Raw genomic sequence first — 17,080 nt, forward strand, 5'->3', positions numbered from 1 at the left:
AATAACAGCATAAATATTAAAAAATGTCAAAAAAAGAAAAAAAGAAAATTGTTGTTTTATTTTTTAACAACAATTTTACCAGCTTTAAGTCCTGAATTATATGCACTGTCACCAGCAAAACTAGCTACGTAACTGTAAGTACCTTTTTTAGTTAATTTAACTTTAATAGTTGCTACACCTTTTTTGTTGGTTTTAGCTGAGAAGGATTTACCATTAACATTAATAGTGACTTTTTTACCAGCTAAAGCTTTACCAGCAGATTTTAAAGTTATTTGAACTTTTTTAACTTTTTTAACTTTAAATTTCTTATTAGGAGCTTTGAGTGTAACAGCTTTTTTAGATACAGTTTTGGTAACAGTTTTGGTAACAGTTTTGGTTACAGGAGTTAAGGTGATTGAATTTGCAGAAGCTGCAAATTTGTCTGTTGCTGCAAAATTAATAGAAACAAGTTTACCGGATTCACCATTGATGATGAAAACACCATTATCATCTGTAGTAATATTCACCGCAGCACCATTGTTGATAGAGTAGGATAAAGCAGCACCATCAATAACATTTCCTGAAATGTCTTTTAATACACCAGTAATTTTGGTTCCATCTACAGCAGTAATAGCGATTTGGGTTTGAACTAATTCAGCTTTAGGGATTACAACATCACTTGGACTTGCATCTTCACTACCCCAGTCATTACACCATACGACTAAAGTTCTTGCTCCATCAACCACTTCATTTCCGGAGATTTGAATTTCTTCATATGGGTTTAACATTCCTGATCTGCATAGGATGTGTAATAATGTTACACCGGAAGTAACAACATCGTCTTTATATTTTTTTACGATATTATTGGTTACGTTAATGTTACCTAAAGTACTTGGATAACCGTGAGCGGTGTTTCCTTGTTCAGCTGCAATTAACCAGTTATTGTCAATTACTTCAAAGGTGTTGTTGCTAATGAAAACTCCACTGGAAGCCTTTTGGATACTGATTACTGGATATGCATCCCATGAGTGAACACGATCATCAAATGAACCACAATTTGTGAAGGTGTTGCCTGTGATGTAAGTTCCATCGGTAGATGCTCCTCCAAAGAAGATTGAATAAACATTATTTTTGAATGTGTTGTTTATGATTTTTGCATCTCCACTTCCACCTGCAATGGAAATAGCATCCAATACTACACCATCAAAGGTATTGTTTAATACGGTGATGAAATGAGATCCCATTACACTGATTACTTTGGAACCTTTTTCTTTGTTAACGGTAGGGTCGTTAAAAAGTTTTGTTGCATATCCACCATTGAATTTACTGTTTTTAACAGTGATGTAATCACATGATGAAACATCAACTGCGTGGTTGAAATCTTGGAAAACACAATTATCTATGATCCCACCTTCAGCAACAGATCCTGCAAAACGGATACCCCATCCATTTACTGAACCATCATAACGCAAATCATTTTTAGGATTGGTGTCTATGAAAGTTATTCCTTGAATTGTAACTCCTTTACTAGTTACAGCGAAAATTCCATTATTATCCCCATATCCTAAGATTTTTGTATTTCCATTACCTTTTATTACTAAATTATCTTTAGCAATGGTTATAGTCTTATCAGTTATATTATAAATATCAAAATTACTTAAATCAACAGTACCTCCATCTTCAGCTGTATCAACTGCGGTTTGAATAGCATCAGAGGTGTTAGTTGTTGGTGAGATTGGATCTGCAGCCAATAACTCAACATCTTCTACTGCTACAACTTCCGCATCATCAGTTGCTACAATATCTTCAGTAGCATCTTCCGCAGAAACTGAACTAACAGAGAATGCAATTAAAACAACTAAAAAGATAGATAATAAAATCTTTTTATTATTCATAATTTTTTCTCCCTTTAAATCTAATTTAATCAAACTAATATAAAATAAAAAAAAAATCATCATACTCAATTTGAACATTTTTATTCAGATATTAGTCACTTAATATTTTTTATCGATAAGTAATATAAATCTTATTGTTTATCGCTAATAAATAAATTTTAATAAAATTAGTTATATTCCAAAAAAATAACATATAACCATAAATAAATAAAATTAAGAAATATACTACTAAAATATAATTAAATTATAATTATTTAAGTCTAAATTAATGATTTTAATGATTTAAAATGATTAAAAAAAATATGAAAAATAATTCATAACGATAAAAAAGCAATCCATATTCTAAATTATACATAAACATTATAACCATTATAAAATAATAAATAAATGCTTTAAAAATAGTTATTAAATAATATACAATCAAATTAAAAGTTACACACAATTTTGATTAAAAATTGAGATAATCTTTAAAATTATGAAAAAATCGATATAAAAATAAATATATATCATATTTTTCAAAATAAAAGTATAGTTTCTCTAAAAAAGCAAAGGAGGTGAAAACAATCAATGCAAAATATTATCTCATACTGGGCATTATGATTATTTTGATAAGCATTTCTGCTGCAAATGCAACAGATGTGAGTAATTCGACTACGGATATATCTTCATATGATGAAATTCGGCTAGATTCCTCTTCAAATTTAAGTAAAGAGTTATCAAATGCAAATGATAACGATATAATCATACTTGAAAAGGGAACATACAAAATCAGCGATTTTGAAATTACAAAAAATCTGACGATAAAAGGAAATGCCGATCCTCTTGATGTTATCATCGATGGAGAAAAAAAGTCAAGCATTTTTCTTATAAGAAACGATGCATTGCATGTCTCTTTTAAAAACTTGACATTCATCAATGCAAATGCAGAAGGATTTGGTGGGGCGATTTCAATGGAAACAGGACATGTATATGCAGATAATTGCTATTTCATAAATAACACCGCCAGCGTAAATGCAGGGGGAATATCAAACTATGGAAACGAAACCCATAGAGGATACTTACTATTAAACAATTCCTTTTTCATGAATAATCATGCAGGACATGACGGAGGGGCAGTAACCACCTGTTTTGCAGATTCATACATTTACAATTGTGTTTTTATCAATAATTCAGCACACAGAGACGGTGGAGCAATAAGAGTGAGTGTTTCTGGATTCGGAAATGTTGAAGATTGTATTTTCATGTTTAACCATGCTGATGAATGGGGCGGAGCATATTACAGCTGGTCCGGCGAATCACATATCAACAGATGCATTTTCATGAACAATACTGCCGGAACAAACGGTGGCGCAGTGATGGTTTCAGGAAATATAAATCTGGAAAATTCCATCATCACCAATAATGATGGCGGAGAGACTGGAGGCTCTTTCTACATACAACAACCCATGTACGATGCAAAAACCGTGATAAATATCCACAATAACATAATTACCAATAATTCATCACCTTACGGCAAAGAGATATTTATCAAATGGAAAGACACTAACCATTTGTATACCAAATTCGATAACAACGATTGGGGAGATGAGGATCCAAATGATTCTTCCGTGATTGACCCAAACCATGTGACAGACAGAAGCCGGGTATCATCAACAATTAAATCCAATTTGTTTAGCATTCTAAATGTGAATTTATTAGATAAATATAGCGATTTGATTAAAGACTTTTTCCCTGATGATTCAATGGACAATCTGAAAAGTCAATTTAAATCTCCGGAGTCCAATCAAAATGAAAATAATACTAACAGCCATAAACATGCTTCAAATGATTTAAAAAATTCAAGTATTATAAGAAATTCAGATACCTTTAAATCAATTGAAAATAATGTGAATAATGCAAAAACATCAAATTCCAAAGCTGAATTCAACTTTATTGAAAGCAATGCAAATCAACAGTTAATCGTAGGAAATTCAACATCACACGGTGATGAAGGCAATGCTTATGAATTAAACAAAATTGATAGCAGTTCAGTAGCTAAACAAGCTAATTTGAATATTGGAATATTCATTGCAATTATTGCAATAGTGTTAATCCTATTGGCTATCGGTTATAGAAAAGAAAAAAAGAACAGTAAATAGATTTTTTCTATTTACTATCTACTATTTTTTTATTAATATTGCGTGCAAGCAGGTAATCATACACATAAAATCCACACCAAAATACCGCTGCAAATACACATGCAATGACAATCCATGTGATTACCGGTCCGATTCCCAAGTCAATCGGCATCCATTTCAGGTATATTGCTATTAAAAACAAAACTGTCATTCCAATACCCATCTGGAATATTATCTGAAACGGCAATGGCAATTCCTCCCTTTCATATATCAATCCTGTCAATGAGAATCCCCAACCGGCGACAATACATCCGAAGAAGAGATTGATTATATCTGTTCCTGAAAAGCTGATGTTTTGAGGACCTGTCTGATATGAGATTAAAACCGCAACAAGCAATCCAATAAAACAACCTACAAAAGCGCCTAACGCAAGACTTTCTATTATATCTGTGAACTTCATCCTATCACCTATAAATCCAATGCCCTTTTGAAATCCGGCAAATATTTTCTTGAGATATTGTCCTTCAAACCATTCTTAAGCTCAATGAACATCATTCCCTTAAGTGAAGGGGCAACCCTTTTAACTTTTTTGAGATTGACAATAGTTGTTTTTGAAACTCTCACAAAATCCCCAGTTAAACCCTCTTCAACTTGATACAATGGCTTTTTAATCATATAATCATCATTTTCAGTGTATACTCGGACTTTCCTGTCCTCAACACGGACCATGTAAATGTCCTTCAACTCCAAAAGCGTAATGTCTGAGTCATTATTGACCGCCATCATCTCGCTTTGGTCATCGCTTTCAAGAATGTTTATGGCCTTTGAGATGTTTTCTGTCAACTCATTTGTGTGAATGTCCGCATGAGGATTTTCAATATCTCTTGAAACAAATAAATTTACCTTCATTGTTTAATTCCTTAACTTTTCCATTTCTTCCTGGATCTTGCGTTCCCTGTAGCTTTCACTGTCAAAATCATCAATGAACACATATGCCTTTAAAAAGTCGGCGATGACACCGATTCCCCAGAAAAATACAGGAAACATTACCCACCAAAAGCTTGGTGAAAATAGCCAGTTTATAATAAATAATATTGCATTAACAATTATATATGCTTTTAAGTTTCTATAAAATTTTATTTTGAGATTAACCCTTTCTTCTGCTCTTGCCCTTAAGTTATCTGTCACATTATCACCTTTAAATCGATAATAATACTTGGTCAAAGCACATATAAAGGGCTAATTATCACATTGACTGAAGTGCAGAAAATGATGAGTGAAATGCAAAAAAATAGAATTGAAATTAGTGGCTATAATACAGCCACCAAGTAATATAAGATTGAAGTTATTGCCGGAACTGTCAGGTTGTCAATTCCACCATAACTGAAGGCCTCACATAATGTTGCAACCGCTGAAATCATTATGATGTAAACGAGGTTGAATTCAGGCATTGTGCATCCGATTGATGTGAAAACCATCCAGACAAATACACTCATAACGGTTGTCACAACAAACATTGTAAGTGATCCTTCGAGGGATTTTGTGCCTCCGAATACTGTGTATTTGACTTTACCGAATTTCTGACCGATTAATGCTGCAAATCCATCACCGTATACCATTGGAACAATGGCCAGTGCAACAATCCATATGAAGAATTTCGGATCGTTTGCAGGTGAAAGCATGGAATAAACTGCAATCAGTATTGTCCATATTCCCGCATAGAAGAACAGCCCAAGCGCATGGCCTGATTCGGTTACGCTGTTTTCTATTTTGACAGGTGAATATTCTGTCAGGAAGAACAGTGCTATTGTGATAGGCAATGTCAAAAACCAAACCATTACCCATGGATCTGAGAAAAATGGCATGGCAAATATCATGTTACCTACCATAATATGTAAAAATTTACGTGAAACTTCAGGTCGTGTCTTTAAAACCAATTCAGCTACAACGAAAATGACAGCAACATAAACATATACGATAATTAATGCAAGGATATCCGAGAATATCATTAGTCATCATACTCCCCGTATTCGCAACCTGCATTTTCGATTTTCACATGGTCAATTAGGGTTCCGTCTTTCTTGTATAATTTTATTTCACCCCAACCGTTTCCACCGTTCCATAGGCGGTTGTGTCTTTTGGTTCCGTTAGGTGCCTCATAGTTGAAAAGCATCATTTCGTCACGTTTGCAGTATAAAACCAATTCCATCTTGGAGTTCTTATTGCTTGCATTGATGTGCCATGTGTTAACGTCTTCGCCTTCCTCAAAGTCAAAGTCGATTTTAACGAGGTTCCAGAATCTTGCGAAGTTATATTCGTACATGGTCCCTTCATAATAGAATCCAATCAATAGCTTACGTGGAATTTCAATACCGAAAGCCTTTGGCCTTCCTCCCCCGGCTTCAAATGCGGAGTTGTTCAGTTTTTTACCGGTTATCAAACTTGTAATGTTACATGAGGAAATCCATAGCCATGGTGAGGTGAAGTCTCCTCCCCAGTTCTTGTCGGCATATCCGTAAGATTTTTCAGGAATCACTTCGTATTCTTCTCCATCCAGCCAGATAGTTCCGCTGTATTCTGTTTTGATTCCTTCCGCATGCCAAAACATTTCAAATGCGTTTAGTTTCCTGAAAAATGAGTTAGCACCATATCCCACATTAAAAGTGATTTTCTTGTCAATGTCCAAGTCCCACATCATGTCCCCTGCATCTGACATGTATTCAGGGTGGTTTTTGGCATCCTCTTCAGACACTCTTGAAAAACCGCTCATGTGTGTTTCTGTAAGGCTGCAGTCCCCGACTTGAATGTTGAGCTCGTCATCAGGGCAGTTGAAGTATTTCATTGAGTAAAAATTATGAATCTGTTTTGGGTTTTTACCCCATGTTCCTGCCTTGATCATACAGTATGATGGTTTTTTACCTGCTTTTTGGTTTTCAGGCAATTGTCCGAGTGTTGGTTCTTCTTCTGCTAAATCTGGGTTGCATACGAAGTATTCTATGAAGAATGGTTTCGGTTCTCCTGTCTTTTTATTATATGCTGTTAATGAATGCCACCACCAGTCATATCCCTTTTTGGCAAGTGGTCCCTTGAGCATGTAATAGTCTCTTTTCAAATCACTTTTATTCATATTATCCCTCCAAAGGTAAGATAATATGTAATATATTTAAAATGTATTAAATAATTTATTATTTAAATTAGAAAAAAAAGAAGAAAAATAGATGAATTTTACATTTTAGATTTCATTTCAGATATATCTTCACGATAATACCATGCGACTGTTAAAATTATTAACAAGATAATAAATGAAATACCAGTTACTTTAAAAAATTCATCTTCATCGATTAATATTTGTTTTACTACAGATTGTGAACTAGGACTTCCACTATCACCGGAACTTGGCTCGGATGCTCCAGCCTGAGAAACAGCATCAGGAACATCAGCGCTTTGTGAAACATCATTTACTGGATTGCTTGGGCTGTTTGAAGGGTCTGCCATTTGACTTTGAGTGGAGTTGCCGTCAGAACTACTATTCTGTGACAATTTTCCATTTCCACGATTGGCATCTCCTCCAGATCCATCACCAGAACCCTCTCCATTTCCATTTCCTCCGCCTGTTCCAATGTCTTCATATAATTGGTAATTAGGAATTGAAGGATAACTATAACTTGGTGTTTTTCCATTAACAGGTTTTGAAGAAGCCTTTGTATCTGAATCATAAGTATTATCCCTTCTGGAATTATCGACAGTTGCCTTGACAATGTCGCCGGTTTGTGCATCCACAGTGAATGTGCCTATTCCACCACTAATAGTTAATGTTATACTTTTTCCATTGTTGATTCTATATGATAATACTCTGTCAGGAAGCAAACTAGCCACATTACCATTTGAATCAATGAATGATGCCTGAAATTGGTTAGGGCCTATTTGAGTAACGGTAAACCTTATATTATTTGTCTTGATTTTAGGACAAACAACACCTCCACTGTACCAATTGTCTCCAAGTTTCAATGGATCATCATTTTTGTCGTAATATGTGTCTCTAGCTTCTACTTCACGCTCCCTATTTCCCACAATCGCATTATAGGAAATCTCCTGATTCTTCGGCATCACATAATTGCCTCCAAATTCAATGCCTACATATTCATTATTGGATATGATATTTGATTGAATCTTATTGTTACCTATTTCAGACAATGAAATTCCATTTTGACGATTGGATTCAATTGAATTGGAATTTATATTTACATTATTTCCGGCCTTATTTACATAAATACCATTTTCCCCATTCTTGGAAATCGTATTTTTGCTAATGTACAAATTATTTGGTCCTTCGCCATAATTTTTGCCGTTTATTTTACCATTCAAATAAATACCATTTTTACCGTTGTTAGAAATGGTGTTGCCATGAATGTAAATATTACTTGATTTGGCCAGTTCAATACCGTTTCCGCCATTGCTTTTAATATCATTGTCAAAGACATAAGCGTAGGTTGAATCAGCAATTGACACACCACTTTTGGAGTTTTTGAAAATGTCATTTTTGGTAATGTTCAGGTATTTGGTTCCTGTTGCAACAATACCGTTTCCTTTGCCTGATATGTCATTATTATAAATTTTTACATAATCGGCATCCTCAACAACAATCCCGTCACCACCACTTTGGATATCAAATCCCCTGACGGTTGTCAGTGAAGCGGTTTTTCCCTTGATTGTAATCACAGGCCCGGAACTTGATTTTAAAGTTGTTCCCACATTACTTTGCAATGTCAAACATTTTGTAATTGCCAAATGGATATCTGAATAGCTTGATCCCTCGAACAGTATTACATTGTTTGGCTTGGCATTGTCTATGATACTTTGAATCTCTGAATTGCTCAATCCACTGTCAACCACACGAGTGTTGGTCATTTTGATAGTTGTTGTTAGACTGGAAGCCTTGTAATTTGCATTTCCAGCATATTTGGTAACTATCTTATATGTACCGTCATTCAGCCTGATTTGAAGTGAAGCAATACCTGATGAATCAGTACTTTGAGTATATGTCTTGCCATTTACTGTGAAAGTCATCTTAGTGTTTTTAAGAGTGTTGTTGTTCTCGTCTGAGAGTTTCACCTTAAAATAATCACCAATCACATCAAATTCAGTGACACTTTCAACATCAATGCGAGTGGCAACTTTCGCCGCCTGCAATGTGTCTGAATCATCGGACATCTCAAGAGTAGGAACCTCCTCACTGGCAATCTCCATTACATCCTCTGTAGAGTTATCCAATTCTTGAGCCGCACAAACATTAACCGTTAGTAAAGCAAATACAGTTAATATGATTATCAGTGTTTTTTTATCCATGTTTCACCTCCTTTATGCTCAATTTGTAAGAATTAATTATTGAAAATAATCCTCATAATATAATATATAATATTTAATAGTATATATTATTGACTTTTTTAATTTAAAATAAGAATTTTTAAAAAACAACATTAAATAGCTGATTTATGATTAAAATAATAAGAATGATTAAAAAATAAAAAATTGATTGATAACTTAATTTATATCGACTATTAAAAAAAATAAAAATGAATTCACATCAAATCGTGAATTTCATCCTTAATGTATATCACAACAATCACAGCTGAAACGATGGCAAGAATTGACATCACAAGTGAAGTCTGTGCAAATGCTGATACTGAAAGATAGTTATGACCCACATTTCCACCAGCAAAAACAACCATCAATACAACCGCAACAGCTGAACCGATTGCACCTATAATCTGCCTTACGGTATTGTTGATTGCTGTTGCATCCTCAACGTCCCCTGACACAACTGCAATTGTCCAAGTTACTGCTGGCATCAATCCTAAACCTGCTCCTATTGCACGAACAACCTGAGTCACAATCATGTATTCCACTGTTGTTGATCTTGTATATGTCATCATCAAAAGATATCCTACAACGGTGAATAGGCAGGATAAGAGCAGTACCTTGCGGACACCGAACTTGTTGGCCATCAAAGGACCAATGAAGTTGAACACAATCATCACAAGTGTTGCCGGAAGCAGTATGATTCCTGCAGTTGTTGCATCATAATTGGATACACTTTGGGCAAACAACGGCATGATTACATTCAGCCCACACATTGTGAAGTATAGAATAGCTGAAAACAATGTTCCAAAGAAGAAATACTTGTTTTTCAATGCATGCAAATCAACCAATGGTGTTTTGATACCGAATTGCCTTTTAACAAACAGGACTAATGATACACCACCAATTACAATAGGTAATATTACCCAAATCAAATCAAATCCATTATCGGCAATATTGGTAAATCCAAACATTATTCCAACACATGACAGTACACACAGTATCAATGAATAAATATCCAAAGGATAATGCCCGGTTTCAAACTCCAGTTTAACTGCAACAGATGCAACCAACATCAATACTGCAATCATTATTGCAAATATCAAAAAGATTGATCTCCATCCGACGGAGTCTATTATGAAACCTCCTGCTGTTGGAGCCAAAGCGGGAGCGATTCCTATGATGAAACCAAAGAGCCCCATATAAACTTGCCATTTTTCCTCAGGAATGACCTTAAACAATACGATTTGAGTGATTGGAAGCAGAATTCCTGAACCGATAGCCTGAACTACACGGGCCACTATCAATACTTCTATGCTTGGCGCCAAATATGCTATAATTGATCCTATTAAAAATAATGCTAATGAAGACAGCAATATTGTCTTTACTTTAAATCTACGGGTAAAAAATGCAGATAATGGTATCATAACGCCCAATACAAGCAAAAATGAAGAGTAAATCCATTGTGCTGTTGTTGAGTGAACATGGAAATCAGCCATTATCCCCGCAATACCAGTTGTCACCACACTCTGGGCAGCACTTAAAATAGCCGCCGCAATGATAAAAACAATCAATGTTGACATTCCACGGTCTATGTTTTCATTCATAATTAATACCTTCTAGTAATTCTAATCATATATCAATCAAAGATATTATATAAATTTAATTTATAAAACAAATTGATATAAAAATTATAATAAAATTGAACAAATAATTAATTAATCAATACACAATTTAGATATGAAATGCAGAAATGCATGCTTTTAGTGAAAAAAAATTATAAAAAATGAATAAAGGACATAAAAAAGTATAGGTAAATACTCACTTTAACTTGTTTGTATTAATGATATCCAAAAGACCCAAATCAAAAATCAGTCTACGAAGGTGCCTTTCTGAATAAGTAACCCCAAATTCGCTTTGAATCTCATTTTTAATATCCGAAATGGTTAACAAACCTTTAATTGTAATGTTAGTTTTTAAAACTTCTATTTGATATTCGGACAATTTGGAAATCCTTCCGGAACCCTCCTTTCTAAACAGACCGTCAAACCCATCATCATTCCAGTTTTTTAGCCATTTATAACCTGTCTGAGGAGTCTTACCCCTATGCTCAATTGCAGACTTGACCGTCTCATCACCATATAACTCTTCAATAAATGTTAATTTTTCATATAAATCCACAAATTTCTGCAAATCACGTTTTACCTTACGGATTTCAGTTATTGGAATATCCTTGTTAACATAGGCCTGCCTGCTCATAAGATAGTTTATTAAAAAAATACTATAAAAATTTTATGTCATCACCGAAAACATCAAATCCGCATTCAGGCAGCTGGCTTCCAGCATTAATCCATGATCTGCACATTGACAAGACATTTTCAATTCATAAGTTAATTAATACCAAACCGAACATGCACACGAATATTCCGATGATTTGTTTAATGGAGACGTTTTCCTTATATAAGAAAAATCCAACAACCAGCAAAACACATGCAAGACCGATGTTTGCAACGACACTTGCTGTGCTCACGCTCCATCCCGCACGGTATACAAACACATACCCAACTTCAAGGCCAACCAATACCAATGCAAGAACGATTGATGTCCAATTGACTTTAGACAATTCAAAAACAACATTTGATGGTTTTACCATGAAGACAAATATGATTGCAGTAATTATTGCCGATACGATATAGGTCACCATCAATGCACCGAAAGGATTTACATCATTCGGCATTGACTTCATGCAGATGTTATAGAATGTATTTGATAGAATTACCACAAGAATTGGCCAGATTAGATTCCACATGTTATCAAAAAAAATAAAAATTAGTGAAGTTGAACTTCACTATTTTGTTCCGTACACCCTGTCACCGGCATCTCCCAGACCAGGTAAAATATATGCATTTTTGTTAAGCTCACGGTCAACAGACGCACAGAATATTGTAACATCGGGATGCTCTTCCTCAATGCATTTGATACCTGCCGGGGCCGCTACGATACATAATAATTTTATTTTTGTCACTCCATCCTGCTTGAGTCTTGAGATGGTTGCTGATGCGCTTCCACCTGTTGCAAGCATAGGATCCACTACAAGGACTTCCCTCTTGTCGATTCCATCAGGCATCTTGTAGTAGTATTCTACCGGCTCAAATGTTTCCTCGTCACGGTAAAGTCCTATGTGGCCTATTTTAGCGTTTGGAATAATATTTAAGACACCATCAACCATACCCATCCCTGCTCTGAGAATTGGCACGATTGCATAATTGTCCTCGTTCAACATTCCAGTGTCAATTTTTTCCAATGGAGTTTCAACGGTTTTTTGTTCAAGTTTAGCATCCCACATAGCTTCATAAACAAGTATTGTTGAAATTTCTGTTACTAATTCTCTGAATTCTTTTGTTCCTGTGTTTTTATCTCTCAATATTGCGAGCTTATGAGTTATTAATGGATGATTCAATACATATTCATTCATGGTTTTCCTCCGGTACACATAGGTTCAATATTACACCAATAATGGCTGCTAGAGACATTCCAGAAATGGAAATGGACAAGTCTCCATAAACCAGTGACAATGCTGCTCCACCTAATCCTAAAACAAGCATTGTTGCAGCGATGACCACATTTTTATTGTTGTTGAAGTCCACTTGATTGTGAATTAAAATTTTCAAACCGTTAACACTGATAAATCCATATAGCAATACTGAAATACCTCCTAAAACAGGACCTGGAATTGCTGTTAAAAGTGCTGTCAAGTGTCCTGAGAATGCAAATACTATTGCAATGATTGCTGCAAGACCTATTACGTAGGTTGATGCTACACGTGTCATTCCAACAACGGAAGTGTTCTCACCGTATGTTGTGTTTGCAGGACCACCAAGCAGTGCTGCTATGAATGTTGCAAGACCGTCACCTAGAAGAGTTCTTTGAAGACCAGGATCTTCAATCAAGTCACGACTGATGATTTCACTTAACACCTTGTGGTCTCCAACGTGTTCCACCATTGTAACAAGTGCAATTGGAACAATTGTAAGTACCGCAGCAAAGTTTAGGTTATAGTTCACAAAAGGCAAGTAGAATTTTGGCACTTCAACCACATGTGCAGCCATAGCAGGTGCAAAATCAACCATACCCAGAGCTGCAGCAACTATATAACCTGCAATGATACCTACCAGGAATGGAATGACCTGCAGGATTCCTTTTCCACGAACTGCAACCAAAGCAGTCACTAAAAATGAGATGAATGCAATTGCCAAGTTTTGCCATGGAACGACTTCCAAATCCAAACCGATTGATGCAATTGCTGTTGGAGCAAGGGACAAACCGATAACCATAATCATCGGACCTACAACAACTGGAGGCAACAACTTGTTAATCCATCCAGGACCAGTCATACGGATAATCAAGGAAATGATCATATATACAATACCAACAATCATTAATGCTGTAAACACACTTCCGGTACCCCCAATCGCATAACCTGCAACCATAGGAGCAATGAAAGCAAACGAACTTCCCAGATAAACCGGGCTTCTATTACGGGTACAGATCAGATAGATGATTGTACCTATACCTGAAGAAACTAATGCCACTGGGATTGACAAGATATCCGCACCAGCAGTGGTGTTAACAACGATAGGAACCAGAATTGTGGCTCCAAACATTGCACATACATGCTGAATTGCAAGCAAGACCCACCTGAGGGAGGTTGGCTTATCTCCAGTGCCTAGCAACATATTACTATTTTCTTCCACCATACATATCACAAAAATTTTCCTATATTTCTCACAAATTGATTAAATATTTTAAAAAATATATTGAATATTTTATAATAATTTTAAAAATATTTAAAAATATTAAACTATTATTCAAAATACAATATACCAATTTCTGATTATTAATATATATCTGAATGAAAGTATAAAATGTTTTACTTTTTCAGACAAATTAAGAAAAAAATAAAAAAAAGTTTGGGATTGCTCCCAAAAAATTTAAGCTTCTGCAGGTTTTCCTTTCTCAGCCCATCTTACAGTCATGTTTGTGAATGGTTGAGCAATTGCACTCCAGATTAAACTTAATATCCAGTGGGAAATAATCATGATTAAGATTTCTGCAACAGGGAAAACTCCAATGAATGCTAAACCTATAAATACAAAGTTATCAATTAATTCTGAAAAAGCAATAACTCCCAAGTTTTTAACTGCAGAGTATTCGTTTCCTGAATTAACAATTGTAGTAATTCTTGCATTTACAAAGTTACCGATCAAGTAACTGATGTATGACGCTACAAGAATTCTTGGAGTTTGTGTAAATACAAATGCAAGGCTTGAATCTCCGGTAAATGTTGCTGGAGAAGGCAAGAACAGAATCAATGTAGTCATGAATACAAACAGGACATCAACACATAAACCTAAAATAATGGTTCTACGTGCAGTTCTCTCACCGTAAACATCTGCAATTACGTTTGTTAAAATATATACCAAAGGATAAATCAAAACTCCAGCAGGAGTTTCCATTCCTAAAAATCCAATATTAATGATTTTAACTGTAATTAAGTTTGCTATGGTAAATGCCATACAGAAAAATGCAGTAATTATTACTCTTTTTTCAGTAAAGTCAAAATTTAAATCCATACACACTAATATTAAGTTTTAAAGTATATAAAAGTAGTTATAAAGCCTATTTGAGTCATCTAAAATAAGAATGAATTTTGAATCAGACATGTCCAATTCCATGACTGGTATTTTGGACAACCCAATTCTTACCCATACTGCTATAATAGTTGTTAATGCTATTTATTGTTGAATCAGATAGTTTATAATTGAGTTTTACAATCAAACTTTCATCCCACTTATGAGAAAACCTATTTTTCATATAGCTTACTTTAAGCCATTTGGTTGGAATATGATCATAACTGGCATAGGAATTACTGACCAATACGTTCTTGCCGTTGCTGCTGATATCCAAAATACAGACATAATGATTATATGCATGGAAAATTAAAGCACAACCACCTTTCTTAAGTTCTTTTAAAGCCTGATTAAATGTTGATTTATAGAAATATGTTGCCACGAAATTGTTTTTAGACAATGCTTTGATCATGTTCGGACATGAAGTGCCTGTCTTGTCAGTTTTGGAAAGTTTCGTCATGTATTTTTCACAAACATAATTCTTCAAGACCTGGCTGCACATACTGCATGATGTCGGTCCACATGTATATGCGGTATTTTGAGAATCCTTTACGTAAGGATACTTGTATGATTTTCCCTTAAGTGAAACGCTAATCGATCCCGGCCAGTAACCGTATTTGTTCTTCTTGACAAGCTTGGTGTTTACTGCCCTTTCTATAACATTCCATTTTTCACGCTTTATTATATGGTTCAACTTAGGATAATTTTTGGTTTTAAAGAAAGTGTACTTTGTCAACTTGCCATGCAAGAAGAGACAGTAACTATCCCTTTTCAAGACTTCACGATACTGTGATTTCTTAAGAGTGTATTTGGCATTGCCATCACCCATCGCATAATTTCCAGGCATCACATCAATATCAGGTTTTCCATTGTATGTGCTGCTTTCCTTGAGAGGATCCTTAACATTGCCTTCATAACATTTCATGTTCTTCATGGAATAATAATTTCCGACCTGTGCCTTTACGGTATAATGGCCCACCTTAACATTTGGTTTAAATATTACAATTCCTTCAGAATTGGCTTTTTTGGATAGTTTTTTATTGCCTATTGTCAATATTACATTTTTAGAGACAGCCTTGCCATTAATTTTAAGATAAACCCTTAAAAATCCTTTAGTGAGCAGCTTATTGTTGCCTATGCTGATTGAGCGTGATGAGGTTACCTTGAACTTTATTTTCTTAGAAGATGCCCCATATTGACTATCTCCACTGAATTTAGCTTTGATAGCATAGTTTTTATTTATTTTAGAATTAATCTTAATTTTAACCCTACCGTATGAGTTGGTTTTCATCTTATGGGTTTTTCCACTTAATTTTATGGTTACCCTTTGATGGGCTAAAGAATTGCCGTTACCATCAATCAGATGGAAATAAAAATAGTTTCCTTTAACCACAAAATTTGCAGAAGGAGTGAGTTTAGTTTTTATTTTAACCACATCAATCTTAAAAACTTTGGAAATTGAATTGTATTTATCATCACCTTCAAATGAAACGGTTAACTTATAGGATTTAGCTGCAAGATTAATTGGTAATTTCACAACACCTTCAGAATTGGTTTTGAGAGTATAAACCTTATTATTTAAATTTACTATCAGTTTTTTAGAAGCCAAAGAATCATGTGTTGAACTTAAAAGATTAATTTCAAGAGTGTCTTTACTGTAAACCTTGGTTGAATCTACAGTTATCTTAGGAGTTGACTTATAATTGGTTTCGTTGCTTTGCATAGCACTATTTAAATCCTGAGAAATAGACTCCTCACTGCGATTCTCAACTTCGATTACCTCTTCGTCGGCCATTCTAATAATCTCAGTAGCATTATCATTATTTGCAGATGCCACTGAAATATTTAAAAATAATAAAAATAACAAAATAATAACAAATTTATATCTAAAGCGCATAATTCACCCTATAATAATTAGTTATTATTTCAAATTATATATAATGGGTGTCCGCCAAAATTAATTTTTGAATTTTTGCGAAAAGATTTTTTGCTTTAATTTTTATTATTTTTCTATTATATTACTTTAAAATTTGTAATTTTA

At 34.5% G+C, this 17,080-nt stretch carries 15 protein-coding genes; 1 reads left to right on the plus strand and 14 read right to left on the minus strand.

All coding sequences use genetic code 11. From position 1 onward, the window contains the following. Nucleotides 1-56 precede the first annotated feature (56 nt). Nucleotides 57-1,874, minus strand: coding sequence for a right-handed parallel beta-helix repeat-containing protein (locus QZV03_RS08295; protein ID WP_296875776.1), 1,818 nt, complete (start codon nucleotides 1,872-1,874; stop codon nucleotides 57-59). Between the two features lie 596 nt (nucleotides 1,875-2,470). Here QZV03_RS08295 and QZV03_RS08300 point away from each other — a divergent pair. Further along, a complete protein-coding gene (locus tag QZV03_RS08300) occupies nucleotides 2,471-4,012 on the plus strand; it encodes a hypothetical protein (protein WP_296875778.1) in 1,542 nt (513 codons plus the stop codon). A 7-nt stretch (nucleotides 4,013-4,019) separates the two neighbouring features. Here the strand turns inward: QZV03_RS08300 and QZV03_RS08305 are convergent, their stop codons facing one another. The 13 genes from QZV03_RS08305 to QZV03_RS08365 form a co-directional block, all read right to left on the minus strand. Further along, complete coding sequence (locus QZV03_RS08305) at nucleotides 4,020-4,451, minus strand: DUF3021 domain-containing protein (protein WP_296875780.1); 432 nt, start codon at nucleotides 4,449-4,451, stop codon at nucleotides 4,020-4,022. A gap of 8 nt (nucleotides 4,452-4,459) precedes the next feature. Continuing rightward, nucleotides 4,460-4,900 (minus strand): LytTR family DNA-binding domain-containing protein, encoded by a 441-nt coding sequence (locus tag QZV03_RS08310; protein ID WP_296875782.1) that lies wholly within the window; start codon nucleotides 4,898-4,900, stop codon nucleotides 4,460-4,462. A 3-nt stretch (nucleotides 4,901-4,903) separates the two neighbouring features. Continuing rightward, nucleotides 4,904-5,179: a 2TM domain-containing protein gene (locus QZV03_RS08315; RefSeq protein WP_296875784.1), complete on the minus strand. Its 276-nt coding sequence runs from the start codon at nucleotides 5,177-5,179 to the stop codon at nucleotides 4,904-4,906. A 122-nt stretch (nucleotides 5,180-5,301) separates the two neighbouring features. Then, on the minus strand, nucleotides 5,302-6,000 hold the full coding sequence (locus QZV03_RS08320; RefSeq protein WP_296875785.1) for a diacylglycerol/polyprenol kinase family protein: 699 nt from the start codon (nucleotides 5,998-6,000) through the stop codon (nucleotides 5,302-5,304). Next, a complete protein-coding gene (locus QZV03_RS08325; protein WP_296875786.1) occupies nucleotides 6,000-7,118 on the minus strand; it encodes a tocopherol cyclase family protein in 1,119 nt (372 codons plus the stop codon). The genes QZV03_RS08320 and QZV03_RS08325 overlap by 1 nt, the downstream gene beginning before the upstream one ends. 98 nt (nucleotides 7,119-7,216) lie before the next feature. After that, nucleotides 7,217-9,337 (minus strand): right-handed parallel beta-helix repeat-containing protein, encoded by a 2,121-nt coding sequence (locus QZV03_RS08330; protein WP_296875788.1) that lies wholly within the window; start codon nucleotides 9,335-9,337, stop codon nucleotides 7,217-7,219. Between the two features lie 233 nt (nucleotides 9,338-9,570). Continuing rightward, complete coding sequence (locus QZV03_RS08335) at nucleotides 9,571-10,956, minus strand: MFS transporter (protein WP_296875789.1); 1,386 nt, start codon at nucleotides 10,954-10,956, stop codon at nucleotides 9,571-9,573. A gap of 214 nt (nucleotides 10,957-11,170) precedes the next feature. Continuing rightward, a complete protein-coding gene (locus QZV03_RS08340; protein ID WP_296875791.1) occupies nucleotides 11,171-11,608 on the minus strand; it encodes a helix-turn-helix domain-containing protein in 438 nt (145 codons plus the stop codon). Between the two features lie 124 nt (nucleotides 11,609-11,732). Then, a complete protein-coding gene (locus QZV03_RS08345) occupies nucleotides 11,733-12,158 on the minus strand; it encodes an EamA family transporter (RefSeq protein ID WP_296875792.1) in 426 nt (141 codons plus the stop codon). A gap of 39 nt (nucleotides 12,159-12,197) precedes the next feature. Next, the gene (gene upp, locus QZV03_RS08350; RefSeq protein WP_296875793.1) at nucleotides 12,198-12,824 is read right to left on the minus strand and encodes a uracil phosphoribosyltransferase; all 627 of its coding nucleotides are present in this window, start codon (nucleotides 12,822-12,824) and stop codon (nucleotides 12,198-12,200) included. Further along, nucleotides 12,817-14,085, minus strand: a complete 1,269-nt coding sequence (locus QZV03_RS08355) for a uracil-xanthine permease family protein (RefSeq protein ID WP_296875795.1) — start codon at nucleotides 14,083-14,085, stop codon at nucleotides 12,817-12,819. Before QZV03_RS08355 ends, upp begins: the two co-directional genes overlap by 8 nt. Before the next feature lie 255 nt (nucleotides 14,086-14,340). Beyond that, nucleotides 14,341-14,982 (minus strand): queuosine precursor transporter, encoded by a 642-nt coding sequence (locus QZV03_RS08360; RefSeq protein WP_296875796.1) that lies wholly within the window; start codon nucleotides 14,980-14,982, stop codon nucleotides 14,341-14,343. 82 nt (nucleotides 14,983-15,064) lie between these two features. Beyond that, entirely contained in the window at nucleotides 15,065-16,876 is a 1,812-nt protein-coding gene (locus QZV03_RS08365; RefSeq protein WP_296875798.1) for a cysteine peptidase family C39 domain-containing protein, read from the minus strand. Between the last annotated feature and the right edge of the window lie 204 nt (nucleotides 16,877-17,080).

The organism is uncultured Methanobrevibacter sp. (genome assembly GCF_902788255.1).
In the GTDB taxonomy this organism is placed as follows: domain Archaea; phylum Methanobacteriota; class Methanobacteria; order Methanobacteriales; family Methanobacteriaceae; genus Methanocatella.

Coding starts and splice junctions, on each gene's coding strand:
- QZV03_RS08335 (WP_296875789.1), bottom strand. CDS start 10,956: ATGAATGAAAACATAGACCGTGGAATGTCAACATTGATTGTTTTTATC.
- QZV03_RS08295 (WP_296875776.1), bottom strand. CDS start 1,874: ATGAATAATAAAAAGATTTTATTATCTATCTTTTTAGTTGTTTTAATT.
- QZV03_RS08305 (WP_296875780.1), bottom strand. CDS start 4,451: ATGAAGTTCACAGATATAATAGAAAGTCTTGCGTTAGGCGCTTTTGTA.
- QZV03_RS08320 (WP_296875785.1), bottom strand. CDS start 6,000: ATGATATTCTCGGATATCCTTGCATTAATTATCGTATATGTTTATGTT.
- QZV03_RS08300 (WP_296875778.1), top strand. CDS start 2,471: ATGATTATTTTGATAAGCATTTCTGCTGCAAATGCAACAGATGTGAGT.
- upp (WP_296875793.1), bottom strand. CDS start 12,824: ATGAATGAATATGTATTGAATCATCCATTAATAACTCATAAGCTCGCA.
- QZV03_RS08310 (WP_296875782.1), bottom strand. CDS start 4,900: ATGAAGGTAAATTTATTTGTTTCAAGAGATATTGAAAATCCTCATGCG.
- QZV03_RS08330 (WP_296875788.1), bottom strand. CDS start 9,337: ATGGATAAAAAAACACTGATAATCATATTAACTGTATTTGCTTTACTA.
- QZV03_RS08325 (WP_296875786.1), bottom strand. CDS start 7,118: ATGAATAAAAGTGATTTGAAAAGAGACTATTACATGCTCAAGGGACCA.
- QZV03_RS08360 (WP_296875796.1), bottom strand. CDS start 14,982: ATGGATTTAAATTTTGACTTTACTGAAAAAAGAGTAATAATTACTGCA.
- QZV03_RS08340 (WP_296875791.1), bottom strand. CDS start 11,608: ATGAGCAGGCAGGCCTATGTTAACAAGGATATTCCAATAACTGAAATC.
- QZV03_RS08355 (WP_296875795.1), bottom strand. CDS start 14,085: ATGTTGCTAGGCACTGGAGATAAGCCAACCTCCCTCAGGTGGGTCTTG.
- QZV03_RS08345 (WP_296875792.1), bottom strand. CDS start 12,158: ATGTGGAATCTAATCTGGCCAATTCTTGTGGTAATTCTATCAAATACA.